The following is a 25,811-nucleotide window of genomic DNA, read 5'->3' on the forward strand; positions in this document are numbered from 1 at the left end:
ATGAAGCGGGGGTATCATGGCTGACTCGGACGAAACCTATATCGTCGGTCCGCTCTACAAGGCGCGCGACAAGGTCTATCCGGCGGCTGTGCACGGCCGCTTCCGGCGCATCAAGTGGACGATCCTCTGCATCACGCTCGGCATCTACTACCTGCTGCCCTTCGTGCGCTGGGACCGCGGGCCGGGCATGCCGAACCAGGCGGTGCTGGTCGACTTCCCGCACCGTCGCTTCTATTTCTTCTTCATCGAGCTGTGGCCGCAGGAGGTCTACTACTTCACCGGCCTGTTGATCATTGCCGCTGTAAGCCTGTTCCTGATGAACGCGGTCGCGGGGCGGTTGTGGTGCGGCTATCTGTGTCCGCAGACGGTCTGGACCGACCTGTTCTACGCGGTCGAGCGCTGGGTCGAGGGCGATCGGCGCGAACGCATGCTGAGCGACAAGAAGGGCTGGACCTTCACCCACATCCGCCAGGTCGCGCTCAAGCACTTCCTCTGGATCATGATCGGCTGGTGGACCGGCGGCGCCTGGGTGCTGTACTTCGACGACGCGCCGACGCTGGTGACGGAACTTGCCACCTTCCAGGCGCCGTTCACCGCCTATCTGTGGATCGGCATCCTGACTGCGACCACCTACGTCTTCGCCGGCCACGCCCGCGAGCAGGTCTGCATCTACATGTGCCCCTGGCCGCGCATCCAGGCGGCGTTGACCGACGAATGGGCGCTCAACGTCACCTACAAGGGCGACCGTGGCGAGCCGCGCATGTCGGTCAAGAAGGCCGAGGCGGCGCGGCTGCAGGGCGAACCGGCCGGCGACTGCGTCGATTGCCATCAATGCGTCAATGCCTGCCCGACCGGCGTCGACATCCGGCACGGCATCCAGCTCGGCTGCATCCAGTGCAGCCTGTGCATCGATGCCTGCGATACCGTGATGAAGCAGATCGGACGCCCGACCGGCCTGATCGGCTACGACACCGACATCAACGTGCAGCGCCGCAAGGAAGGCAAGCCGGAGATCTACCGGATCATCCGGCCGCGTACGATCATCTATGCGAGCTTCATCGCGATCGTCGGCGGCATCATGCTGTATACGCTGGCGACGCGGGGCACCATGGGCATCAACGTGCTGCACGAGCGCAACCCGCTGTTCGTGCAACTGTCGGATGGCGGCGTGCGCAATGACTACACGGTACGCCTGCTCAACAAGCGCGGCGCACGCGACTTCGTGCTCGACGTCGTCGGCCTGCCGAATGCCAAGGTCACCGTGGCCGGCGAGGTGCGCGAGCAGGACGGCCGCATGATGATCGATGTCGGCCAGGACCAGACGCGGGAGATTCGGATGTCGATCGAGGCCAAGGGCGCCGATCTTCCCTCGACTCCCGTCGACATCGAAATCAAGATCACCGATCCGGCTACCGGAACGTCCGTGAGCAAGCGCGATCACTTCGTGCCGCCGACGCGATGACGCTGACGATCGAGCAGTTGCGAGGCAACGTCATCTGTCGCGTAGTTTGTAGCTGATGAAAAAAGAGGGAGGAGCATCCGCTCCTCCCTCTTTTGTCTGTCGTGCTTGTTCCAGATCAATGATGCGCAAAGACGGCAGGCAGAGCATCGGGGCGTCAAGGGATCGATGTTTCCTCATGACGGAGAAGAACAGATGTTCAAGGTCGCAATTCTGATCTGGGTGATGCTGGGCACGGTGCTGGCGGGCAGTGCGATCACGGCATTGTTGACGGTGCAGGGGCTGGTCGCGAGCCCGATGAAAGACCTGCCGCTGGCGGCGCTGGTCGGCTTTGTGGTCGCAATGCCTCTGTCCTATCTCGTCGCGGCGAAGATCGGCCGTAATGGACGGGGCCGCACCGCCTGACGGGTGCGCAGCCGGACTGGAGGCGTTCACGGCATCAAACAGCGCCTCGGTCGGGGGCCGGAAGCGAGACATCGTGAAGCGCTCCCGCGGCGGACCACATCATCGATATCATCGACGCGCATGTCGACGTCACGGTCCGCATCGGCTGCATGCCCGACCGCCAACTGATCAGCCGTCAGGTCGGGCACGTGCGCTGGATCCTCAGCGCCAGTCCGGACGACCTTGCCCGCCGCGGCAGGCCCGCCGACCTTGAGGCGCTGTGCGATCATGACTGCATCGCCTTCGAAGGCTTGCAGACCTATCGGAGCTGGACGTTTGGCAGTGGCGCCGGCGAAGACGCGGTGCCGATCAAGCCGCGATTTTCGGTCAACACTGTCGACGCGGTGATGCGCTGTTCTGTACGGAACTAACAAACGACTTGTCGCTGTGCTGGCAATAGCAGACGATAGTTGATGAAGAGAAGCTCGTCATGACCCCGCAAAATAATCCTGTGGAATCAAGACCAAAGAAAATCGTCGGTCTCGCCATCGGCGTGCCGATGTGGCATGTCGGTAAAAGCATTTGGGATCAATGCGTTAGTGCTGCGCAAGATAATCGAGTGGGAGAAGACCTGGAAGAGTAGGGGAGCCGGCTTTTCTGAGGGGGAGTCGGCGCGGGACGGCCGGTTTGGTAGACGGCTCGCCGGAATGGCGAGCCCCGCACTCGCGAAGCTCATTGCGATCGACGCCTGTCGCATCAACGACCCACGCGGACTTGTCCATCGCATAGCGGCGTAGCACAGCGCAGACTCGGCGATATGCGAGCCCAGAGTTGCTGTGGCACAATCGACCTATGTCGCCGTGCGGCCATTGCCAGAGTGAGTTGCGCACACCGACGAATGCGAGGTCCGGCAAGCCCCGCTTGATGGACCGAGAGAAGGTCCAATGGGAGATGAGAGCGGTCAGACGATACAGAGCTGCCGGCCGCTCGGACACGCACTGGCCTGAAGATTCTCCCATTAGCAGTTCCAGCTCGGCGTCCCGCTGGTGGCGATCGTGGCGACGAATTCGATTTCGCGCCGCTCGCAGTGGGCCAGTTCGTCGCACCAGACCTTCAGCAGGCGTTTGCGCTCGTTTGCAGTGTGTTCGAGCAGGCTCCATGGGGACTCTCCTTCGCCGAAGTTAAATGTTGCAGATTTGTGAACGAGAGGGCAATTGCCGGCCGCCCGAAGTATCTTCAGACCGGGTGCGTCGTTGTGATCGCTGAGGGGCGGTGGAGGCATTGCCATCGAAAAGTGCGGCGGAGTAGTGCCTCCACTTGCCGTAAGTTTCTGACTTTGCGATCAAATCGAGAATTTGGGAATGCGACCTGATCCGTCGGCATGCTCATCCAGTACAACACAAATCGATTTTTTACGGCTTGGCAGCCCTTCTTTCGGGGGCGTCTTCGTCTGTTGGGTTGGCGTCGCTAATGGTCTCGTCCTTCTCGGGCGGCAGCTCGGTGTGCGGAGCGCTGTGGATGCTTCTTGAGAGCGCAAGCTCTCGTTGTCGATTTCAAAGACGGGCAATGCCGATCCTAATCTTCATTCGAGCCTCGCCGAGTTCACTTAGCTCAACCGAAGAGATTTGCGCTCCATGTTCTCTGCCCCGGACGCTGGCCGCGGGCCGAGAGGATGTCGCCCGCCACATTTGACAGACGCTGTGGCCCTGAAGCGTGGGATCGAATATCGGTTCGGCCTAGGTAACATCTTGAGGCCGGGAGGTGTCGGATTTTTCGACTTGGCATTGCCACAACCTCAGATTAGCATTCACGAAATTTGAGACATTCATTTGCGGCGGGGGAGACACCATGAGCGCCGATGAACAAACCGAGTCTGGTATTCCACTCGCCAAGGCCATCGCCGACCTCAGGTCAGAATTGTTGAAGGCGGTATCGGAAGGCAAGAACCAGGATCTGCGGTTCAAGCTTGACCCGGTCGAGCTCGAGCTCAGCGTCGGAATGACCTACAAGGGCGGCGCCAATGCCGGCGTGAAATTCTGGGTCCTGGAGATCGGTGCCAAAGGCGAAGTCGAGCGGGCCGGCAGCCATAAGCTCAAGCTGAAGCTCACGCCGGTCGACAAGGACGGCAATCAGTTCATGGTTCGCGACACGGTTGGCAAAATGCCAGAGTAGCACGCGGCAATGCCTGGCGATATCGAGACGTGTCTCACCGAGGTTCGCTGCAAGACCACCTCCGGATATGGGTCTGGCTACTTGATCGCGCCTGATCTCGTGCTGACCGCTTGCCATGTGATTGCGGACTTGACCCGGTCGCCTCCTGATGACCTCGACATCGATATCAGGACCATCGCGCATTTTAATGCGCGCCTTCCATTTCAGAAGGCCAAGCTGATCTGGCCGCCGCCCGCGCGATGGCAGGAGCTTGCCGATCTCGACATTGCGTTGCTGGAGATCACCCCGGACCCGGTTACCAAGAAGGCTGCACAACCGATCCACTTCGGAACGGACGGCTTGCCGCGCGACAAGATGCTCCAAATCAGCTTCGCCGGTTTCCCGAGACTGATGACGATCAGAAACAGCGACAATCGGGACGTCAGACAGCTGTTCGGAGAAGCCGCGCCCGCCACCGGCGTCAAGCAGAACATCTATACGATCGACATCAACAAGGGACGGCCTGCGAAGTCTGACGAAGAATGGAAGGGCGCGTCGGGCGCTGCGGTGTTCTCGCAAGGCCAGCTGATTGCTGTGCTGACCGTCAAGATCGTGGACGGCATGGACGATTTCAGCGCGATGCGCCTCGATGCCGCTCTTCGCGATCCCGATTTCCGCCAACGCGTTGCCGCGTCACAGGCGGCGATTTCGACCAAAGGCGCCGCCGAATCCAACCTCAATCTGGGCCGGCTCGTCTGCCTGGTCGATCGCGATCCACAAGACAGCGCATTTCGAACCGCGTATCGAAAGCTGCTCGACGACAGGCGGGTTCGGCCGTTGTGCTGCCTGATCTATGGCGGCGCCCGGCATCGGCCGATCGACCTGGCTGACCGCTTCGCGCTGGTGACGATCCCTGAACTGCGCAAGCTGAGGCCTGGCGAGACATCGCCATTCAAGCCGATAAATTGGCCCAGCAGCGAGGTCGACGTTACCAACGGTCTCGCAACCTTGCGCGCGCTGCTCTGGAATGTTCTGTGCGACGAGGATGGCAGTGAGGTTCCTGTCGAGCCGGCTGCGTTCAGGGAGCGTCTTTGTGACGAGAGCCGCCCGCACTTCTTCGTCTCGGAGCTTTCGCCAACGCAGCTGACGGCGGAAAGCGCGGTGTTGTGGAGCGCCTGGCTCGCGTTTCTCGAATCTGTTGCGGTCTACGAGCTGTCACGTCCGCCGCTGCACATCTTCCTGGTCACCGATGCAACGCGCGCTCAGATCGAGGCGTGGCTGAAGCAGATTACGCCGGCGAAGGAGGTTGCGCTGCCGTCGTTTGCTGAGCTTGGCGCCTGCAAATGGATCGATTTCGGCGAATGGATCGATCGTCGAGTTCCCAAAATCGTGCCGGCGTTGGCCGCGGAGGCGACGCAAATCAAGGATGATCTCGAGAGTGAGCTCGACCAGATGCTCGGCGGCCCGCGAGAGTTCACAGCTTCCGACCTGAAGACGGTCGTCCGTAAAGTGCGTCGGATGGCGAGATAGAGGGCTTTCGATGGTCGAGTCGATTTATGCAGGCGTTGGGTCCGCAACTAAGGAGCCGAAGCTTCCCGAACCGATTGAACCGCACTTCCGCAAGAGCTCCGGCTACATCCCGAGCCCCGCGTTGAAGGCTGCGGTCGACGTTGCGATGATCCTGGGCCAGCCGCTTTTGCTCACGGGTGAGCCCGGCACCGGCAAGACGACGCTCGCCCGCGCGGTCGCCGACGAATTGTTCGACGGACGCTATCTCGAAATGCAGGTCAAATCCTCTACCAGCCGCACCGATCTGCTCTATCGGATCGACGAGCTGGGACGCTTTCGCGACGCGCAACCGCAGCGCATGACCAAGCCGACGATCGCCTATGTCGAGTTCCAACCGCTTGGCGAGGCGATCATCCGCTCTTGCGGTCCGGATGCTCCGCTCAGCGACAGGGCCGGGCGTCCGCTCAGCGGTGACGAGCCGGTTCTCGATGAGATTTTCGGCAAACGTCCGGGTCGTCCCGACGGCGCTCCGACCACACGGATGCTGCTGCCTCATGCGACGAATTGGACGAGGCAGGAACGCTGGGTCGTGCTGATCGACGAGATCGACAAGGCGCCGCGCGACGCGCCGAACGATCTTCTCGAGGAGTTCGAACGTCTCTCGTTCGCGATCCCGGAGCTAGGCCTGCGCGTCGATCCACCCGAGAAGGCGCCAAGACCGGTGGTGTTCATCACGAGCAACAGCGAGAAGAGCCTGCCCGAGGCATTTCTGCGGCGCTGCGCCTTCCACCACATCGAGTTTCCCGACAACGACATGCTGCGCCGGATCATCGAAAGCCGCCTCGGCGGCCTGGTGTTTTCCGACGAAGACCAGCTCGACCAGCTGCTCACGCTGTTCAATGACCTGCGAAAGGCGCTGCGCAAGCCGCCGAGCACATCCGAATTGTTGAACTCGCTCCGGCTGCTCAAGGCGAACCCCAAGATTGTCGCCACGACAGACTTGCGCGACCACGTCGACGAACTCAAGAGTCAGCTGAGCGCACTCGCGAAGATGCCGGAAGATATCGTCAGAGCCAAGACGATCATCGATGCCTGGGCCGCGGACCCGGCCCGGAGCCGCGCCCAGGCAGCAAAGCCGTGACGGCCAGGGCGGATTGGCTCGACGATCCGCTGGTGCTGTGCACCTTCCTGCGCGAACGCGGTCTGCGTCTGGGGACCGGCGAGGCCTTGCGGGTCAGCGCCGTGCTCGACGAACTCGGCCGGCGCGGCACCAAGCCGCGCACGGCTCAAGAAGCGACGCGATGGCTCGCGCCGCTGGTGTGCACGAACGCGGCGCAGCAGGCGGTACTGCCACTGCTGTTGGCCGAATTCGAGAGCCTCTTCATCCCCGCTCCGGTCCCGCCGGCACCGCTACCAACGCTCCCGCCTGCCGAGCAAGATCCGGCAGGCGCCGGCGCGAATTTGATGAAGAACCCGTTCGTCGCCGGCGCAATTTTGCTTGGCATGATCGGCCTCTTCGTCGCGCTGGCCTATGCGCTCGGGTTTCGCGTCTCCCCAGACCCTCCTCCTGTTTCCGATCCCAGGACCGCCGTGCAACCGCTGACCAGAGACTTCAGCTGGCTATGGATGCGGCTCTCACAGGGTTTGAGTTTTGCGATCGTTCCGATCGGTTTCTGGCTGATGTTCTACAGCTGGTACCGCCGCCGCCCGGTCGTGCTGCAACGGGCACGCACGCGCGACGCGCCGGACGAAAAGGCAAGACATTCGCTTGCCGAGTCGTCGGCCGACCGTTTCGTGCTGTTCGGTGCGCCGGAGCTGCGCCGGCCGCTGCAGGCGATGCGCGCACACCGGCTCGCCCCCTCGGCGGGATACGACTTTGCGCAAAGCGCTTGTGCGACCGCAAAGGCCGGCGGTTTCCTGACGCTGGTGCAGGATCTGCGGCCGATGCTGCCCGAATATCCGGTGCTCATCGAGCAGCTTTCGGGCAAGGATCATGTTGCCGCGCTCGGCCGCGCGCTTGCCGCGCGACTGACCGCCGAGCGACTGGCGGCAACGGTCTATGTGTTCTCGACCGATCCACGCATGCTGCGCGGCGACACCCGTCGCCTGCTCGGGCTTGGCGATGTCCTCAGCCGCCATGGCGATGACACCATCCTTCTGGTCAGCGACGGCGATGTGCTGATCGACCCGCTGACGGGCGCAGCGAACGCCTACGCGCTCGAGCTGCTGGCCTGGGCCAATCCGGTGCTGCTGACGCCAGTGCCGCTCGCGCGCTGGTCGCGCCGCGAGCAGGTGTTGGCTGAAGCCGGCCTGCTGGTGATGCCGGCCACGCCGGAAGGCCTGGCGCAGCTCGCGCTGAAGCTTGCGGGCAATGCCGAGCTGCAAAGCCCGGCCTTGCGGCTGCCTGCTGCACAGTGCCGCGCGGTCCGACGCGACATCCACGCCAGCCTCGCCTGGCACCATGACGAACCGATACCCGCACCGGAAGAGCGCGAGGAGATCATTGATGCGATCGCGGCGGAGCTTCCCGCCGCGGCGTTCGAACTGCTTTGCGTGCTCGCCCGATTCCCCGATGTCCGCCTCGATCTCACGCTGCACATGGGGCTGATGCTGAAGCGACGCAACGGCGATCCGCTGCTCGACGAAGAAAGCTTTGGCGCGCTGGCGTGGCTGCCGTGGATGCGGCTCGGCCGTCTTCCGGACTGGCTTCGTCTCGACCTGGTTCAGTGCCTGTCGGCGAAACGGCGCGAGGAGGCGCGACAGCTCTACGATCTCTGGCTGGCGCAGGGGCTCCCGCAACAGGGAGGTGACGATACACCGATTGCCTATGAGCCGGGAGCTTTCGCGCGACTGTTGCGCCGCCACGTCGCCAGCGATCCGAGCACGCCCCTGCGCGATGTGATCTTCCTGAAGTCGCAACGCGGCGAGGAGATCAGCGACATCGACCTGCGCGCCCCGGACGTACTGCGCCGGCTGCTACGTCCGGGCTTTCTCGACCCAGAATGGATTGCCGGCGCGGTGGCGCTCGGACTCGCGGTTTTGGCTTTCGTCTATGCGCCGGAGCTCGTTGCGCTTCGCAAAACCCGGACGATTGACGGGGTGCCAGGCGCGATATCAATCGTGGCCGGCTCCGCCGCTTCGATCATCACCTGGCATCTCGCAGCTTATCTTGAGCGCTGGCGAGCGTGGCTTACGATCACCAATGTCGTATCGGTTCTGCTCTTGCTCGTGACGCAAGCGATTGTGATCGTCGACGTAGCACCTAACGATCTCTTTCGGGCGGCTATGGCAAGTCTCTTATTGCCAGGGTTTGTGCTCGCCTTGGTCCCTGCCAAAATTGAGCCTCTGGACCAACTGCTGCCGTTCCGTGATCTGTCGACCTTTCTCTACCTGCTGGCCGGCGTCCTGTATGCGGTCGTGATGATCGATGTCGCGAACAAGTCGACCGATGGCATTCTCGTTGCGGCGATCGGCGTAACACTTCTAGCCGCTATCCTGAGCAACATTGTCAATCTTCCACTGGTGTTCATGTTGATAGGCGCAATTCTTGGTGGGATCTTCTCTTATTTTCCTGCTGTGGCAGTCGTCTTGTTGCTCCAATGGCTCGTACGCCCTGGTGATTTCGAAAACGTTCTGTCGCTCCAATCGTGGGTCCACATTGGGATCATCACAGCGGTCTATGGCGCGATGCTCGCGGCCGTGACGCTGCGACGCATCCGCCTGACCCGGTTTCTCATCATCGCCGCGCTCGGTATTGTCGGTATTCTCGTAGCCACAATCGCAAATGCAATGTTCGATGTACCCTCTGCGCCATCGAGGGCGCCACAGCACCTGACACCCCTTCGACTGTGGTCGAGTTACGTGCCGTCGGGCGGCCTTTGCCTGGTGCTGACATTGCTTGCGCTGGTGCGACCCGATGCCCTGACCTCCCGCCCGGTGGTTCGCGGCGGGCTCGTCTATATGGTGACTGTCTTTGCGGCCGGTCTGCTGATCGGCGTGCTCTCCGATAGCTCCCCCAATGATTTCGCCAGCAGCAACTACCGCATGTTTAGCGTGCCGGTGAGGCAGATCGGAGCCGCAATCGGCCACGCCGTGCAGTTCCTGTTCGTGCCCGGTGCGATCGCGGCGATCATGGCCGCCCTTGCCAACGCCGAGGCGCGCCAGAACGGAGCGTCCGCCAGCGCATCGCCCTGGCGCGCATTTGCGGCGGTGTATGCGCCGCCGCTATGGCTGGTCGCGATCCCACCGCTCGGGCTCCTCACGGTTCAGGGAGCTCTGTTCGGAACGACATTCGGCGCGCCGCTTCTGTTCATCCCAGCGGCGGCGGCGCTCGGCAGCCATTTCGGGACGGCGTCATGGCCCGCCGTCATCATCGGCGGATTGCCATTTTTCCTCTATCTCGATTTTGCCCCGCTGAAGACCATCGCCAGTCCTGGCATATTCCTGACGGCGCTGCTCGTGCATCGACTGTTTGCCGATCCGACGTTTCGCACACGCGTCTTGTTCGCGACCTCGCTGGCGCCGATCCAGCTGACGGCAATCATCCTGCTGCTCGGAAGCACTTACCAGTTCGCGATCGGGTCGGACCCCAGCGGCAGCGGATCGGCCGAGCTCGCCCTCTATTATGTTCTGTTTCTGTTGGGCGCATCGCGCATTCCGAAGGTTCCAGTCACCGGCGTACTACTCGCCGTGGCGGTCGTGACATTTGCTGTCAATTTCTCTGTAGATCGACTGATAGGCACCAATCCGATGTCAGCCGTCGAATGGCCAGTTTATCTGACGCTCGGCTTCACTCATCCATCGGAGATCACGACCCCGCTCGCGTTCCTGCTCCTTGGAGGCTACCTCTTTCACTGGCAGCTCCCCCGTGCCCTTCAGCGAGAAGAGAGTCGAAACGGAGAGACCGCGAATGTGGCGAGCGCGCTGGCCGGCGTCCTGCTGCTGTGTGTTGTCCTGAGCCATGCCGAGTTGCGCGGCAGCTCGCTGGGAAGAACAGCCTTCGATGGCCTGATCGGCGCAGCAGTCTTCCAGCCCTTGATCTTCATGCTCGGCATGGCCCTCGGCTGGCGCGGCGTCCTGCTCTCCGCCGCCATTTTGCTTGGCGGTGAATTCCTTCCCGCCTTATTGTCCGGCTCTGGCAAGCTCGCGTTAGCCTTTAACGTCTGGGATCTTAAAGTCGCGATGAGCTATCCCAGGCCAATCGATGTTCTAACGTCTCGGTTCGATGATCTCGCCTTCGCGCTGTTCGGTTGGCGCGTGATGCTCGCATTCAGGCCCTCCGTCGCGAGCGGTGCCGTCGATGCAAGGGCCGAGGCGCCGATGCCAAAGGCGGCATGACATGGCATCCTCGGTCTCATCCCCCACTTTCGTGCGCGGTCAATGCACCGTGCACTATGCCTCAAGCGCAAGCATTGGCTATCGATTTCGGCCGAGCCTGATCCTGATCGCTACGAAGGATGAGAAGCTGGGGCAGCCGGAGTCGGTTGATCTCGGTGACGGCATGCAGCGGCCGGTTCGTCTGCTGGCGTCGCGCACCGGCATTGGCGGCCGCGTGTCGCTGCTGGCGATCGAGGGCATCGGTGGGCCGTCCCTGGATGATGATAGTGCCAGCGAAGTGCTGTCTGAGCGACCGATCGATTTTACCGAAGCCGTGGCGCTTCGCGCCGACGAAGGGGGAGCCGTCGCGGGATACATCTTGAGTTTTCAGGGCTCGGACCGGCGCATGGATTTTATTACGGCGGAAGAGCCTGAATTGACGATCGGGTCCCCGGTGTTCATCGGCGATCGCTTCATCGGGATTGTTGCGCGCAACCGATCGCCGCCGGAGCAATGGCTCGTTACGCCGATCCGGCTTGCCGAGCTTTTCTTCGATACGGAACGGCGACAGGCGATCGAGACCGCGACCGGCAAGCAACTGGGCGAGCAATTCCTCGCGCTGGTGCGTTCGTTCAAGGCTCATGTCACGCGCCTCTGGTCGCTGTACGAGCTGGTCGAAAGCCCTGAGTTCAAGCTCCATTTGGTGAGATCGGAGGTCGGCCCGACGTCGGCACCAGCCGAAGGCAAGGCACCAATCCAGGACAATGGCAGCGCCCGCGAATTCAACGCCGCCGCCGGGGCGTTGCGAGACCGCGCTGCGCAATTTGCCGACGCTGTGCTGCACGAGGCGCCCGAGGGCGTGTGGACGCCGCTCGGCCGGCCGCCTCGGCAGTTTCCGCTGGCTCCGGCGGTCCCGGTGGCCTGGGCCATCGTCCTGCTGCTGCTCCTGCTGTCAGGCGCGGGCATTCTTGCTGTGCTCGGCACTCCCTCGCAGCTGCAGCCCGACACCAAACCACCGGTTGAGCAGCTCAAAGGTGCTGGTTGAGCGCCAAAGAGATCTCTCTCGGCCGAGGTTGCGACGTCGTGCCGTCCCGTTGGCAGGTTGAGAAACTGAGGGTCGCAGCCGGTGTTGGTCAGAATCGTTGGCAGCGCGTCGCAGCCGGCCGGGATCGGATCGACCTACCGGGCAATGATCTGCCAGAAGGTCACGCCGAGGCCCTGGCCGGCACGGCACGACAGGTCAGGCGTCTCGTCAAGGCGGCGCAGGCTGCGGAGGGCGGCGAGCCCCGCATTGCAAGCTCTGGTAATACAGAACGCCGCCTGGAGTCTGTGCTACCAGATCACAGTCGGCACTGATCGGGTGGGAGAAGGCCTGGAAGAGAACGGGGCCGGACTCTCTGAGGGGCAGTCGGCCTGAGGACGGGCGGCCGGTTTGCGGGACTGCATGCGGTTCACGGCGAGCCTCGCACTGGCGACGCTCATTGCGGTTGGCGCCTCTCGCCATCTCTCAGAACCCCGCGACCTGTCGATCGCATGGCGGCGTAGCACAGCGAAGATTCGGCGATATGCGGGCCCGGAGTTGCTGTGACACAATCGACCTATGTCGCCGTGCGGCCATTGCCCGAGTGAGTTGCGCGCTCCGACCGATGCGAGGTCCTGCAAGCTCCTGAATCCGGCGTATCCTCCCGTGAGCTTCGCACGCCGTTCCATAGGGGCAGGGTGCCGTCGGGCGGCTAAAGCTCGCGCCGATCTGGATGAGCTCATCTGGACGGTCACCCGCCGGTGACGATCGTCCGTCGCGTGCACAGGGCGCAGTTCACCATCGTCCCGAACGCGGTCTTCGCGGATACCCGTCTCTCTGTCCAGGCCAAGGGTGTCCTCGGCTATCTCTTGTCGCGCCCCCACAACTGGCATGTCCGCCTCGATCATATCGGGCGAACCCTCCTGGTCGGCCGCAAGAAGCTGCAGCGTATTTTCCGAGAGTTGATCGCCGCCGGCTACGTCACACGCGAAGCACAACGAATTGTCGACGGACATCGGTTCGGTGAGATTGATTACGTCGTCCGTGACGTGCCGGCGCCTGTGGATAAGTCGGCGCGTCCGCGGGGTCGAAAGGGACCTGCGGCTCCGCGGGTCCAAAAGGGACCTGCGTATAAAGACTCACCGCAGGGCCCTGAGGGACCTGCCTATAAAGAACGATATAAAAACAGACCTGATCTGCTGGGAGCACGCGCTTTCGATGGTTGGCCTGACGTCGTCGGCACGGCGCACGATGAGATGGCCGAGCTCCAGGATGACGCCTGCCTCGATCCGAGGATTGTCGAGCTTTTCGACGATGCTGCTGAAGGTTGGGAGTTGATTGTCGCGCTTCCGGACCCGGCACGGGACGAGTTGCTTCAACGCTACCGGCGGGGCGAGCTCGATCGGTTTGCGATCATGGAGCTCCGGACCCGATACCGACATTTGCTGGGTGGCGGTCGGCCGAAGGGCAGGTAAGCGATCCGACTCGCGGGGCCGCCCAGATTGTGCTGGGTGCAGTGACGTGACGAAGCTCCAAACCGCTGGGGGGAAGCCGGCGGGGCGGTCCAGGGGGCCGAACCGGAAGCTATGCCGTGTATCGTCCTGATCTCTGCCTGCTCGTGAACGTGGGCTGCAAGGCCCAGAGCGGGCGCAGGAGACTGAAGCGAAGGGATTGGGCTCTAATCCGCGCGGTCTGCTTTGAGCCACTCCAACGACTTCCGGAAGGATTTGGAGAGCTGTGGAACCGAAGGCGCAGCAAAGGGGCAACAGTCGCCACACGATGTTGACACTGCGGCTGCCCTCTTAGCTGGTCTCGGCATCCGCGCTTCGCTGCCAGTTCAATTCAGCCAGAATTCCCAACTATCCCAATTATGCGACATCGTATCCGAAACTCCGCCTAGGGGATTTCAGATGTTGCCAAGCATTAGCTTCGCCATCATCCGTCGGATCTGCGTGCCTTCGATGTCGCCGCGGCAATCAAATGAAGCGAGAACAACCCAAGATGCCAAAGCGCGAACCGATGCTTCGAAACGCTGCGGACAAGCTCTGCCTCACTGTTCCTGAGGCTGCCGTACTGTGTTCGCTCGGACAGACTTCCCTCTACAAGGCCATCAAAGAAGGGCGGCTGCGAATCCGAAAGTACGGCACGCGGACGATCATCACGCGCGCAGATCTGGCCTCTTTCTTGGAAAGCCTGCCCGAGGCGACCAAGCAGCCCGAGCGGTGACATCCTCGGCGGGGCAGGGATAGTTTGAACTTTCAGGCGACCTTCATCGGGGTCACATTGCTCTTTGGTGGTTGCGTTGCGAAGTCCGCGAATGTCTGCATCACATGCAGTCGCTTCTTCAGGGCCTCGCCGCGCTTATAGGCCTTTTCCGGCATCATCGCCCGTGATGTGGTGCAGGCAATGCTCGACGATTTCCTCCTCGAAGTGGGTTTGCTCCTGCGCCCAGGTTCGAAACGTCGTGCGGAAGCCGTGCACTGTCAGGGAGTCGTCTCCGGTGAGCTCCTTGAGATATTTCAGCATGGTCATGTTGCTCATCGGCCGCTTTAAACTGCGCCCGGGAAACACGAATTCGTCATTGACCCGGCTCTCGTAAGCCTCGCGCAAATAGGTCAGCGTCTGCCGGGGCAACGGCGTACGCTTCAACCGCTCGTTCTTGGTGCCGAGAAAGCCAAGATCCCAGACTCCGTTATCGAGATCGAGTTGCGCCCAGCGCATGTTCTGAACTTCGGCGGTTCGTCCCAGGGTCAGGATGATGACCTCGAGCGCCCGCGCGCTTTGCGTGGAGATGGCGCTGAGCTTGTGCATGAACGCCGGCAGGTCCTGGTAGTCCATCGCCTTGTGGCCGCCCCGTATCGTGCCACGCCGCCGCTGCCTGGGCATGATCGGTTGCAGTCGGCTGGCCCAGTCAGCGGGGTTGTCTTTCGGTCGCAGGTTGTGGGCGATCGCCGCGTCGAGAATCTTCTTGATGATCTGGCGAGCGGAGCGGGAGGTCTCGGGCTGCTGCCAGATTGGCATGAGCACGTTGACGACATGGGCGGTTTCGATCTCGTGGACCCAGTGCTTGTGGAGCGGGCGGCAGACGACCTGCACGATGCGCTTCAGCTTTGCCCTGGCGGCCTTGTGCCCCATGCCGATCTCGTAGGTTCGCCGCCATTCCTCGGCGAATTCGCCGAACTGGCGCGATCCCTGAATGCGGCGTTTCTCGACGTCACGGTGCTCTCGCGGATCGGTCCCCTTCGCTAGCAGCCGCAGAGCGTCAATCGCCTTGTCCCGGGCCTCGGAGAGCTTCAGGCCGGTTTCCTTGGCCGAGCCAAAACCCATCTTCTTGACGATGCCGTTGCGCTGGTAGCGGAACGCCCAGCGGCGGCCGCCGCTTGGGGTGACGATCAGGTAGAGGGTGTTGCCGCACGGGTATTCGCCGGGCCCGACGGAGAGATAGTTCTTGGCGGTGATCTCGGGCTTTTGAGTTAGAAACTGCATGGGAGATTCGAAACTCCTGTCCCTCGCCGAAAAATGCAGCGTTTCAGGTGAGGGGGATTCTAACTCAGATCGAGGGATGGCCAAATGGACGGTCTGGCGGAGTTAGCCGACGACCGCCGATCGTACGCTGGAGTCTCCCAAACTACGAAAAACCACGATCTGACAAGCGCTTATCGTGGGCTTCGGTGATGGTCGGCGATGGCGGGTGAAGGGGGGCGAAGGCGGGCTTGGCGCGCTCGGAGAGATTCGAACTCCCGACCCTCGGAATCGAAATCCGATGCTCTATCCAGCTGAGCTACGAGCGCGTGCTGACCATCTCGATCCGGATATCAGACTTGGTCAGCCAAGACCAGCCCAAGACGGCATTGCCAGTTGCGATGGTGGCGATGCCAAGGGGCGTCAGAAGCAGGGATGCCGACGACGGTCCTGACCGATATAGGCGGCTGAGCTCTGGTAGCAGTGATTGGTCGACGGGCCGTCGTAGAACGCAAAGGTGCCGGGCAGTGGGCCGGGACCGTAATTGTGCAGGTAGCTGATCGCGTAGGGCAAGCCTGGGTGATTGCGATGGTGATGGTAACGGTGATGGCTGCGCGCCTCCGCAGCGGCGGGAGCCAGGGCCGCAACGACGACAATCAGGGCAGCGGCCGACAATGCGAGCTTGCTCATGTTCTTGTCTCCAGAGGGAGCGGTAGGGCGGCCAACGGGCCGGTTCTCTAACCCGACAAGGGCTCAAAGGATGCGCAAGAACAGCCGTTTTGTCAAAATTTTGGCCTTTTCCGCATGCTTAAGACATCTGTGACAAGGTATCGCGGATGCCGTCGGGCCGTGGGGCCTCGCCGCGAGCCGAGTTGAGACCGGGTTTCCCGTCCGATCCATGAACCGCCTGCTCCCATGCGTCGTGCTTTCGCTGATCGCCGCGACCCCGGCGTATGCCGATCTGCACATCACACGCGATCATGGCGGGTATATCGAAGAGTACAAGGCCAAGTACAGGCACATCCGCGATACGCGCCAGCGTGTCATCATCGACGGCATTTGCAACTCGGCCTGCACCCTGGTATTCGGCATCGTGCCGTTGAACAGGATCTGCGTTACGCCCAGGGCGAGCATCGGGTTCCATCAGGCCTATTACGACAAGGCATTCACGTTCGGGATCAAGGTCACCAGCATCGAGGGGACGACCGAGCTGATGTCGTTCTATCCAGAGACGGTGAAGTCCTGGATCCGGCGCAATGGCGGGCTGACGACCGAGATGAAGAAGATCACGAACGGCGTCGAGCTCTGGAAGATCGTCGATCCCTGTCCCGATTCCTGGTGAGCGGCGCACCTCCCACATCTTATAGAGGCTGCAACGCCGCGATCAGGGCCGTTCCAGGCGCGGGCTCCGGACATGACCGCAGCGGGTCATGACAGCAGCCATTCCGAACAAACGCACGAAACAATCCAGCGCCAGATCGTCCCCATGACCGGGCACTGGATTGTTTCGCCGAGACCCTCGGGACAGGTGACGACCCCGCCGTCGGTCTCGACCAAGCAGGTTAGCGCTTGGCCTTCTTGGTCTTCTTGGCCGCCTTCTTGGTGGCCTTCTTCGCAGTCTTTTTCGCTGCCTTCTTCACGGTCTTCTTGGCCGACTTCTTGGTCGCAACCTTCTTGGCCTTGGCGGCGGCCCGCTTGGGTGCGGCTTTCTTCGCGGCTTTCTTGGCCGTCTTCTTGGAAGCCCGCTTCGCCTTCGGCGCTGCGGCAGTGGTCGGATCGGCCGCAGCCTCGGGCGGTGCGCTCGGTGCGGCGACGGTCGGGTCGGTCAGAGTGGTGTCGTCCATATCGGTCCCCCGATGTGTTGGAAACCTTGCGACGATAGCTGGATTCTCCCGGCTGTCAAAGCGAGCGCAACTAATCACTTGTGCGCAAGCTCGCATAAGCCGCCAGCGCACGCTCGCGCCCCTGCTTGTGATCGATGATCGGCGTGGGGTAGGAGCGTCCGAGCGTGACACCGGCCTCGGCGAGCTCAAGCGGCTTGGCCGCCCACGGCTGATGGATCACCCCGGCAGGAAGTCGCGCAAGCTCCGGAACCCAGCGCCGCACATAGCTGCCGTTGGCATCGAACTTCTCGCCCTGCAGCACAGGGTTGAAGACGCGGAAGTAGGGCGCCGCATCCGCCCCGGAGCCGGCCACCCATTGCCAGCTCGCCGGGTTGCTGCCCGGGTCGGCGTCCACCAGCGTGTCCCAGAACCATTGTTCGCCCTGCCGCCAGTCGATCAGCAGGTGCTTCACCAGCAGCGAAGCAGCCACCATGCGGACGCGGTTGTGCATGCTGCCGGTGTGCCATAGCTCGCGCAGTCCGGCGTCGACGATCGGATAGCCGGTCCGCCCGCGCTGCCAGGCGGCGAGTGCAGCATCGTCCTGAACCCAAGGGAAGGGATCGAAGGACGGTTGCAGATTGCGGCTGGCGAGGTCCGGATTGTTGTAGAGCAGGTGGCGGCTGAACTCGCGCCAGCCGATCTCGCTCAGGAACTTGTCGATCCCCTTCGCCTGCGCGGGGCGCTCCTCGGCCGCGAAGCGGGCGGCGTGCCAGATCTGCCGCGGAGTGATTTCGCCAAAACGTAAATGCGGCGACAACCGCGACGTGGCGTCGATGTCGGGGCGGTCGCGATCGGCGGCGTAGCCGCTGACGGTGCTCTCGAGGAAGCTCCGGAGGCGCTGCTGCGCGGCGCGCTCGCCGGCCTGCCACGTGGCGCGCAGGCCGCCCGCCCAGTCCGGTTTGGTCGGCTCCAGCCTCAGGTCATCCACGGTGAGGCCGGTGACGTCCGGCACCATGGGCAGCCTCGCCGGTGTCGGCAGCGGCTTCGGCGGATCGCCGAGGGCCAGCACGCGCTTCCAGAACGGCGTGAACACGCGCGGGCCGCGTCCATCCTTTCCGCTCATGGTCGCCGGATCGACCAGCAGGTCGTCTGGAAACACGCGTGACGCGACGCCGATGTGATCGAGGTCGGCCTCGACGGAGGCGGCCACCCGGCGCGGTCCCGCTTGAGCGACATCGTTCCAGTACACTGCGCTGGCGTTGGTCTCGCGTGCGAGCTGGCCGAGAACCTGCGCCGCCGGCCCGCGGCGGATCACCAGATCAGAGCCGAGCGACTGCAACTCAGTGCGCAGCGCACGCAGCGATTGTGCAAGCCACCATCGCGTCGCTCCTCCGAGTTGCCGAAGCCCCGGACTCTCCTGATCGAACACGTAACTACAAACAACGGGGCCGCCAGCCTGTGCCGCAGTATACAACGCCGGGTGGTCAGATAGTCGCAGGCTCTCGCGAAACCATACGATGATAGGGGGGGGAGCCATTCTGAGGTATCTTATTGCTGTTTTTCCGGTGATGTCAGTATTCTTCCGGCCGGAAAATAATCTGATGGAAACCAAATACGGGCACTTTGAGATTCAGTTGCAGTTCTCCAGGAAGGTTTTCTGACGTGTCCGTCAAATTGAAGCTCGGTACCAAGGCGCTGCTCGGCGCCGTGGTCGTGATCGCGCTGAATACGGCCCTCGTGGTGGGCGCCGCCTACTGGTCCCTCACCAACGATTTTGCCGATCGCGCCAAGCGCGACATCGAAGGCAATCTGCGCACCTTCGCCCTGACGTTCAACGAGACGTTCAAGGACGCCAAGGTCAGCCTCCAGAACGGCGTCGTCACGCGCATCGAGGTCCCGGCGATCCCGGAGATCAAGGATCATGCGATCGTCGACCGCGCGGTGTCGTATGTCGGCGGCAGCGCGACCCTGTTCGTGGTCGACGACAGCGGCCAGTTCGTGCGCCGTTCCACCAACGTGAAGAAGGAGAATGGCGACCGCGCGGTGGGCACGCAACTCGCCGCCGATCATCCGGCGCAGGCGCTGTTGCGTCGTGGCGAGGCCTATAAGGGGCCGGCCGTGCTGTTCGGCAAGCCGTTCATGACGGCCTATTTCCCGGTTACCAATCCCGCGGGCAAGGTGATCGGCATCCTCTATGTCGGCGTACCGATGGCTGAGCTCGACGCCATGCTGTCGCAGGCGATGCAGACGATGATCATCGCTGCGGTCGTCGCGGCGCTTCTCGTGCTCGGGCTGACGATGCTGGCCGTGAGCCGCGTGACCAAGCCGCTGAGCGCTGTGACGGAGGCGCTGACTGCCATCGCCGAAGGACGGGACCACGTCGACATCACGTCCGACGACCGTGGCGACGAGATCGGCGAGATTGCCCGCAGCCTTGTCGTGTTCCGCAGCGCCGCCAGCGAGCGGCGCCGGATGCGCGAGGAGCAGGCGGCGTCCACGATCGCGGCGGTCGAGCACCGCAAGGCCGAGCTGCAGCGCTTCGTCGATTCCTTCCAGACCAGCATCGGCGGCATCATCGAGAATGTGCTGACCTCGTCGGGCGAGTTCGAGCGCGAGGCGCGCCAGCTGACACAGACCGCGCGCACCACAGCCGATCTCTCGGGACAGTCGGCCGGCGCCTCGGAGACCGCGTCGGAGCACGTCCGCACCGCCGCGGCGGCATCCGACGAGCTCTCCGGCTCGATCGCCGAGATCATCCGCCGCGTCCAAGAGTCCAACGCCATTGCCGCCGAGGCGGTCAAGCAGGCCACCGCCACCGACCAGCGCATCAAGGAGCTGTCTGACGCAGGCAACCGCATCGGCGACGTCGTCAAGCTGATCACCTCGATCGCCGAGCAGACCAACCTGCTGGCGCTCAATGCCACCATCGAGGCGGCACGCGCCGGCGATGCCGGCCGCGGCTTCGCGGTCGTCGCCCAGGAGGTCAAGACGCTCGCCGGGCAGACCGCCAAGGCCACCGAGGAGATCTCCAGCCAGATCGCCAACATGCAGACGGTGACGCAGGAATCGGTCGACGCCATCAAGGCGATCGGCTCGACCATCGAGCGCATCAACGAGATTGCGGCGTCGATCTCGGCCGCGGTCGAGCAGCAGCGCGCCGCCACGCAGAACATCACCCAGAGCGTCCGCTCGGCCGCGAGCGGCACCGCCGAGGTCGTCAACAACATCCGCAGCGCGGCGCGCGGGGCGGGCGAGACCGGCGAAAGCTCCAACCGGATGTTCGCCTCCGCCCAGGCGCTGTCCGGCGAGAGCCTGCGCCTGAAGGCCGAGGTGCAGAAGTTCCTCGACGGGATGCGCGCGGCTTGATTTGCCCGGCCGGATGGCGCTGACACCCATCCGAACCCTCGCTCTCTCGTCATTCCGGGGCGCGCGAAGCGCGAGCCCGGAATCCATAACCACGAGCGGTCGTTGGTTCGAAGAGCGGTGCCACTCGCATCTCGCCACGCCACGACCGTTCGTGGTTATGGAATCCGGGCTCATTCGCGCTGCTTCAAGACGGCTTTGCCGTCTTGCGCGCGAATGCCCCGGAATGACGGTGGGGAAAAAGGTCGCTGACGTCACATGGATCACCCGTAGAGCAGTTTTGGCAGGATCGTCACGATGCCCGGGAGCAGGGTGAGCAGCAGCACGAAGGCGATCATGATGATCAGATAGGGGGCGGTCACGCGGGCGATATAGCCGAGGCCGTCCTCCGTCAGGCCCTGGATCACAAACAGATTGAAGCCGACCGGCGGCGTGATCTGGGCCATCTCAACCGCGAGCACCAGGAAGATCCCGAACCAGACCTCGTCGAAGCCGGCGCCCTTCACGATCGGCAGCACGATCGGCAGGGTCATCACGATCATCGAGAAGCCGTCCAGGAAGCAGCCCAGGATCAGATAGAACACGATCAGCACCACGATGAGCATGAACGGCGACAGGCCGAGCCCCTTGACGAAGGCGGCGACCGCCTGGGGGATTCCGAGGAACGCCGCGGCATTGCCGAGGATCGAGGCGCCGAGCACGATCAGCGCGATCATCGAGCAGGTGATCACCGAGCCGATCATCACGTCGCGGACGACCTGCTGAGATAGGGCTCCCTGGAAAAAGGCGACCAGCGCCGCGCCGAGCACGCCGACCGCGGCGGCTTCCGAGGGCGTGGCGAGGCCGCCATACATCGAGCCGAGCACGCAGGCGATCAGGAACAGGGCTGGCGCGAGGTCCTTGAGCGCGGCGAAGCGCTCGGCCCACGGCACCTGCGACAGCTGTGCCTCGGCCTTCGGCACCATCGCGGGCTTCAGCGTGGTGTGCAGCATCACCCAGCCCATGAAGGTGCCGGCGAGCAGCAGGCCGGGCAGCACGCCGGCGGTGAAGAGCTTCAGAATAGAAACGTCGCCGAGCACGCCATAGATGATCATGATGTTCGACGGCGGGATCAGGAAGCCCAGCGTGCCGGCGCCGGCCAGCGAGCCGATCGCGATGTCGCGCGAATAGCCGCGGCGCAGGAGCTCGTTGAGCGACATCCGGCCGATCACCTGCGTGGTCGCGGCCGACGAGCCGGAGATCGCGGCGAAGATGGTGCAGCCGATGACGTTGACGTGGAGCAGCCGGCCCGGCAGCAGGCCGGCCCAGGGCGCGAGTCCCTGGAACAGCGAGCGCGACAGGCGGGTGCGGAACAGCAGCTCGCCCATCAGGATGAACAGCGGCAGCGCCAGCAGCTCCTGGGTGGTCAGGATGTTCCAGGCATATTGCGGCAGCAGCTTGTCCAGCGGGATCGAGCGGAACATCGCCAGCAGCAGGGTCGCGGTGAAGGCGAGCGTGAGCCCGATCCACAGGCCGCCGGCCAGCAGCGCGAATAGGATGACGAAAAGGGCGATGACTTCGATGGTCATGGGGTGGGGGAGTCCGCGGTGAGGAGGGCGACTGCGTTCGAAGTTTTGCGTTCGTCTGTCTCCACGTCGTCATGGCAGGGCTTGTCCCGGCCATCCACGTCGTTCGGCACGCGGAGAACGACATGGATGCCCGGGCCTTCGCCGCGCCGAAGCGGCTTCGGCCGCGCAGGCGGGACAAGCCCGGGCAGGACGGAGTAACTAACTGCCAGCATGTGCAATCGCCCTCTCATTCGACCGGCGAGGCCTTCATGCGGTGGTCTTCCATCGGCAGTCCCAGCGCCGCCTGAATCGCGCGGGCGAGGAATTGCAGGGTCAGCAGCAGCATGCCGAAGGTGACGACGGCCTGCGGAAACCACAGCGGGGTGTCGCTGGAGGTCGAGACCTGGCCGCGGATGAAGGAGCTCCACGCGAACTTCGTCATCGCCGAGGTGAGGTAAGCCATGAAGGCGAAGCCGGCGGCCGCGGCCAGCACTTCGAGCGCGCGCTGCAGCGGAGCGGGCACGTTCTTCAGCAGCAGCACCACGCGGATGTGGCCGCCGACCCGGAGCGTCATGGCGGCGCCGAAGGTGAAGGACGCCGCCATCAAATAGGATGAGTATTCCCAGGCGATCGAGATCGTCGGCGGGAAAAACGGCAGCACGTTCGACAGCGCCCGCGTCGTGACCTCCGCCAGCATCAGCGCCGTCAGGGTCAGCAGGCAGCCGCCGCCGATCCAGCCGTCGAGCCGGCCGAGCCGATCGATGACGTCGAGCAGGATTCGCAGCGGCGCGGGCGCCGCTGCATTGAGGCTCGCTCGTTCGCCCGGCGAGGGGGCCTGCGCGATCTCAGCCACGCTTCATCTCGGCGAGATAGGCCTTCACCGGCGCGTCCGCGGCTGGCACGCGCTTCAGGAAGGCGTCCATCTGCGGCGCAGTCTTGGCCCGGATCTCCGTCATCATCGCGTCCGAGACCGGTACGACCTCCATGCCGCCTTCCTTCAGCCGGTTGAGGCTGTCGACATCGGCCTTCAACGAGTTGGCCCAGAACGTCGGCTCCATCTTCGCGGCGATGTCGGTGACGGTCTTCTGCTGCTCCGGCGTCAGCGCCTTCCACGAGTCGAGGTTCACGTTGAGCATCTGCGACGACCACACATGGTTGGTCGGGTAGACGTATTTCAGGAACTCCCAGAACTTGCCGTCGACGCCCGACACCGAGGAGGTCGAGACGCCGGCGACCGCGCCGGACGCCAGCGCCGGAATCGTCTCGCCCCAGGGGATCATGACCGCGGCCATGCCGATCGCATTGAGCATGTCGACCGCGTTCTTGTCGGGCACCCGGATCTTGATGTTCTTCAGGCCCGCGACATCCGTCGTCTTGACCTTGAGATGCAGGTATTGCGTCGGCCACGGCACGATGTAGAGGATCTTCTGATTGTTGCGCGCGGCGATCTTTTCGTATTCCGGCCGCACATATTTGTGCAGCACCTTGAGCTCGTCCATCGAGCCGGCCAGAAACGGGATGCTTTCGACGCCCATGAAGGGCTCGTCGCCGACCTGCTGGATGTTGAGCACATCCGCCAGCGGCACCAGGCCGTCGCGCACCGCGCGCAGATGCTCGGGGCCCTTGAAGCCGAGCTGACCGCCGGCCTTCACGGTGATGTTGACGGCGCCATTGGTCTGCTTCTTCACCTCCTCGGCGAAGGCCATCGCGTTCTGGGTGTGAAAGTTGCCGTCGGGCCAGACGGTGGACATGTCCCAGTTGGTGGTGGCGGCGCGTGCGCGTGTCGAAAGCTGGGTGCCGGCGAGCAGGGTAGCTGCACCTGCGGTGAACGTACGTCGCGTGATCATGAGGGTCTCCGCTGTTGTAGGTTTGCTTTGGTCGATGCTGCTTGTGCGCGGATGGTGCACCCTCTCCCCTTGTGGGAGAGGGTGGCTTCGCGCAGCGAAGCCGGGTGAGGGGTCTCTCTCCGCGATCGCATGTGCCGAGAGAACCCCTCACCCGGCGCCGAGCTGACGCTCGTCGCCACCCTCTCCCACAAGGGGAGAGGGTGCACCGCGCGTGCGGCGAGAGCGATGCCCCAAACGGGGCGAGGCCTCAGCTGCCGTCTCATACGATCGTTCATCATCGTGCTCGACCGTAGACCGCTGCCGCGTTCTCCGCCGACACCAGCCCGCTCTCGACATCGCCTTGCACCAGCGCTGCCGCGCGCTCGCGCGGATCGCCGATGCCGGCGCCGCCCGGTGTCAGCACCACCAGCCGGTCGTCCGGCGGCACGGTCTGGAAGCCCTTGCCGCGCAGCTTCTTGCCCGAGGCGAGCCCGACATAGCCGGCCTCGCCATTGTGGCCGCCGTCGCGGCCGCGGGGCGGGTGGTCGATGCGGTCGAAGGCGGCGAGGATGTCGAACGGCGCGTCGACGCCGCTGCCGACCTCGATGATCTGGCCGAGGCCGCCGCGGGTGCGGCCGGCGCCGCCTGAATCCGGCCGCAGCTCCTTGCGCCAGAAGATCAGCGGCGTCTGCGTCTCGGCGATCTCGACAGGCGTGCCGCGCACGCCGGACGGATAGGCCGTCGCCGACAGCCCGTCCTTGTCGAAACGCGCGCCGGTGCCGCCGTTCGACGTCACCGCCATCGAGAACCCGTAATTGCCGCCGGCGCCGGAGCGGGTCTGGCCGCGGACGTTGAGATTCCACAGGCAGGAGGTGCCTTCGGCGGGCACGCGCTCCGGAATGATCTGGCGCAGGCAACCGAACACGACGTCGGGCAGCATCTGGCCGATGACGTGGCGCGAGGCGACCGGCGCGGGCTTTGGCGCGTTGAGGATCGCGCCCGAAGGCGCGGAGACCGTCAGCGGCGACAGCGAGCCGGCATTGTTGGGAATCGCGGACGCCACCACGCAGCCGAGGCCGAACACGGTGTAGGCTGTCGTGTAGGACAGCGGCACGTTGATGCCGAACTTCGAGGCCGTCGACGTGCCGTCGAAATCGACGTGAATGCCGGCATCGCTGATCGTCAGCGCGGCCTTGAGCGTTACCGGCGCATCATAGCCGTCGACCACCATCTCGTTGCGGAAGGTGCCCTTCGGCAGCTTGGCGATCTCGGCCAGCACCGCCTCGCGCGAGCGGTCGCAGACATAGTCGCCGAGTTCGTCGAGCGAGGCGATGCCGAACTCCGTCATCATCTCGACCAGGCGCTGGCAGCCGACGTCGTTGCAGGCGGCGAGCGAGTAGGTGTCGCCTTCGGTGTCGACCGGCAGCCGCGTGTTGGCGCGGATGACAGCCATCAAGGTTTCGTTGACGACGCCCTGGTCGATCAGCTTCAGCATCGGGATGTAAAGGCCCTCCATGAACACGTCGGTGCCATCAGGGCCGAAGCCAATGCCGCCGATGTCCATCAGATGGCTGGTGCAGGAGAACAAAGCGACCGGCTTGCCGTCCTTGAAGCATGGCGTGGTCACGACGAAGTCGTTGAGATGGCCGGTGCCCATCCAGGGATCGTTGGTGATGTAGGCATCGCCGGGCTTCATCGTCTGAAGCGGGAAATGCGCGATGAAGTGCTTCACCGACTCCGCCATCGAGTTGACGTGGCCCGGCGTGCCGGTAACCGCCTGCGCCAGCATGCGGCCCTTCAGGTCGAACACGCCGGCTGAGAGGTCGCCGCATTCCCGCACGATCGGGCTGAAGGCGGTGCGCAGCAGCACCTGCGCCTGCTCCTCGACCACGGCGATCAGCCGGTGCCACATGATCTGCAGGTCGATCAGGCTGGTTTGCGAGCTCATGG

General features: G+C 63.6%; 21 protein-coding genes and 1 tRNA gene. 13 read left to right on the top strand and 9 right to left on the bottom strand.

Annotated features, from left to right (window positions below):
• Window positions 1–16: 16 nt before the first annotated feature.
• From ccoG to BRADO_RS15080, 11 genes are all read left to right on the top strand, one after another.
• A complete protein-coding gene (ccoG, locus tag BRADO_RS15030) occupies window positions 17–1,462 on the top strand; it encodes a cytochrome c oxidase accessory protein CcoG (protein WP_011926167.1) in 1,446 nt (481 codons plus the stop codon).
• A gap of 192 nt (window positions 1,463–1,654) precedes the next feature.
• A complete protein-coding gene (locus BRADO_RS15035; protein WP_041756534.1) occupies window positions 1,655–1,864 on the top strand; it encodes a hypothetical protein in 210 nt (69 codons plus the stop codon).
• Window positions 1,865–1,971: 107 nt separating this feature from the next.
• The gene (locus BRADO_RS15040) at window positions 1,972–2,274 is read left to right on the top strand and encodes a LysR substrate-binding domain-containing protein (RefSeq protein ID WP_256374626.1); all 303 of its coding nucleotides are present in this window, start codon (window positions 1,972–1,974) and stop codon (window positions 2,272–2,274) included.
• 59 nt (window positions 2,275–2,333) lie between these two features.
• Window positions 2,334–2,486, top strand: coding sequence for a hypothetical protein (locus BRADO_RS35005; protein WP_157872564.1), 153 nt, complete (start codon window positions 2,334–2,336; stop codon window positions 2,484–2,486).
• Window positions 2,487–3,691: 1,205 nt separating this feature from the next.
• Window positions 3,692–4,015 (top strand): trypco2 family protein, encoded by a 324-nt coding sequence (locus BRADO_RS15050; RefSeq protein ID WP_011926171.1) that lies wholly within the window; start codon window positions 3,692–3,694, stop codon window positions 4,013–4,015.
• A 9-nt stretch (window positions 4,016–4,024) separates the two neighbouring features.
• The gene (locus tag BRADO_RS15055; protein ID WP_011926172.1) at window positions 4,025–5,524 is read left to right on the top strand and encodes a trypsin-like serine protease; all 1,500 of its coding nucleotides are present in this window, start codon (window positions 4,025–4,027) and stop codon (window positions 5,522–5,524) included.
• Between the two features lie 10 nt (window positions 5,525–5,534).
• On the top strand, window positions 5,535–6,644 hold the full coding sequence (locus tag BRADO_RS33295) for a MoxR family ATPase (protein WP_011926173.1): 1,110 nt from the start codon (window positions 5,535–5,537) through the stop codon (window positions 6,642–6,644).
• Window positions 6,641–10,840 carry a hypothetical protein gene (locus BRADO_RS15065; RefSeq protein ID WP_041756535.1) on the top strand — a complete coding sequence of 1,400 codons (4,200 nt, stop codon included), beginning with the start codon at window positions 6,641–6,643 and terminating at the stop codon, window positions 10,838–10,840. The genes BRADO_RS33295 and BRADO_RS15065 overlap by 4 nt, the downstream gene beginning before the upstream one ends.
• 1 nt (window position 10,841) lies before the next feature.
• On the top strand, window positions 10,842–11,864 hold the full coding sequence (locus BRADO_RS15070; protein WP_041756537.1) for a hypothetical protein: 1,023 nt from the start codon (window positions 10,842–10,844) through the stop codon (window positions 11,862–11,864).
• 737 nt (window positions 11,865–12,601) lie between these two features.
• Window positions 12,602–13,315, top strand: a complete 714-nt coding sequence (locus BRADO_RS15075) for a hypothetical protein (RefSeq protein ID WP_011926177.1) — start codon at window positions 12,602–12,604, stop codon at window positions 13,313–13,315.
• Window positions 13,316–13,841: 526 nt separating this feature from the next.
• Entirely contained in the window at window positions 13,842–14,066 is a 225-nt protein-coding gene (locus BRADO_RS15080) for a helix-turn-helix domain-containing protein (RefSeq protein WP_157872565.1), read from the top strand.
• A 135-nt stretch (window positions 14,067–14,201) separates the two neighbouring features.
• Here the strand turns inward: BRADO_RS15080 and BRADO_RS15085 are convergent, their stop codons facing one another.
• The 3 genes from BRADO_RS15085 to BRADO_RS15095 form a co-directional block, all read right to left on the bottom strand.
• Window positions 14,202–15,326, bottom strand: coding sequence for an integrase arm-type DNA-binding domain-containing protein (locus BRADO_RS15085; protein WP_011926179.1), 1,125 nt, complete (start codon window positions 15,324–15,326; stop codon window positions 14,202–14,204).
• A gap of 228 nt (window positions 15,327–15,554) precedes the next feature.
• Window positions 15,555–15,631 (bottom strand) — tRNA-Arg (locus BRADO_RS15090).
• Between the two features lie 94 nt (window positions 15,632–15,725).
• Window positions 15,726–15,992 carry a hypothetical protein gene (locus BRADO_RS15095; RefSeq protein ID WP_011926180.1) on the bottom strand — a complete coding sequence of 89 codons (267 nt, stop codon included), beginning with the start codon at window positions 15,990–15,992 and terminating at the stop codon, window positions 15,726–15,728.
• A 208-nt stretch (window positions 15,993–16,200) separates the two neighbouring features.
• On the opposite strand from BRADO_RS15095, the gene BRADO_RS15100 reads away from it, so the two are divergent.
• Window positions 16,201–16,644, top strand: coding sequence for a hypothetical protein (locus tag BRADO_RS15100; protein WP_011926181.1), 444 nt, complete (start codon window positions 16,201–16,203; stop codon window positions 16,642–16,644).
• 220 nt (window positions 16,645–16,864) lie between these two features.
• Here BRADO_RS15100 and BRADO_RS15105 read toward each other — a convergent pair whose 3' ends face one another.
• Together BRADO_RS15105 and BRADO_RS15110 are read right to left on the bottom strand one after the other, a co-directional pair.
• Window positions 16,865–17,146: a hypothetical protein gene (locus BRADO_RS15105; RefSeq protein WP_011926182.1), complete on the bottom strand. Its 282-nt coding sequence runs from the start codon at window positions 17,144–17,146 to the stop codon at window positions 16,865–16,867.
• Between the two features lie 70 nt (window positions 17,147–17,216).
• Window positions 17,217–18,662 carry a deoxyribodipyrimidine photo-lyase gene (locus BRADO_RS15110; RefSeq protein ID WP_083794883.1) on the bottom strand — a complete coding sequence of 482 codons (1,446 nt, stop codon included), beginning with the start codon at window positions 18,660–18,662 and terminating at the stop codon, window positions 17,217–17,219.
• Between the two features lie 125 nt (window positions 18,663–18,787).
• On the opposite strand from BRADO_RS15110, the gene BRADO_RS15115 reads away from it, so the two are divergent.
• Window positions 18,788–20,491 (top strand): Cache 3/Cache 2 fusion domain-containing protein, encoded by a 1,704-nt coding sequence (locus tag BRADO_RS15115; protein ID WP_041756538.1) that lies wholly within the window; start codon window positions 18,788–18,790, stop codon window positions 20,489–20,491.
• 260 nt (window positions 20,492–20,751) lie between these two features.
• Here BRADO_RS15115 and BRADO_RS15120 read toward each other — a convergent pair whose 3' ends face one another.
• From BRADO_RS15120 to BRADO_RS15140, 4 genes are all read right to left on the bottom strand, one after another.
• Window positions 20,752–22,056 (bottom strand): TRAP transporter large permease, encoded by a 1,305-nt coding sequence (locus BRADO_RS15120; protein WP_011926185.1) that lies wholly within the window; start codon window positions 22,054–22,056, stop codon window positions 20,752–20,754.
• A 226-nt stretch (window positions 22,057–22,282) separates the two neighbouring features.
• Entirely contained in the window at window positions 22,283–22,888 is a 606-nt protein-coding gene (locus BRADO_RS15130) for a TRAP transporter small permease subunit (RefSeq protein WP_011926186.1), read from the bottom strand.
• Entirely contained in the window at window positions 22,881–23,882 is a 1,002-nt protein-coding gene (locus BRADO_RS15135; protein WP_011926187.1) for a TRAP transporter substrate-binding protein, read from the bottom strand. The genes BRADO_RS15130 and BRADO_RS15135 overlap by 8 nt, the downstream gene beginning before the upstream one ends.
• 274 nt (window positions 23,883–24,156) lie before the next feature.
• The gene (locus BRADO_RS15140; RefSeq protein WP_011926188.1) at window positions 24,157–25,809 is read right to left on the bottom strand and encodes a hydantoinase B/oxoprolinase family protein; all 1,653 of its coding nucleotides are present in this window, start codon (window positions 25,807–25,809) and stop codon (window positions 24,157–24,159) included.
• Between the last annotated feature and the right edge of the window lie 2 nt (window positions 25,810–25,811).

The sequence above is a fragment of the Bradyrhizobium sp. ORS 278 genome (genome assembly GCF_000026145.1).
In the GTDB taxonomy this organism is placed as follows: Bacteria; Pseudomonadota; Alphaproteobacteria; order Rhizobiales; family Xanthobacteraceae; genus Bradyrhizobium.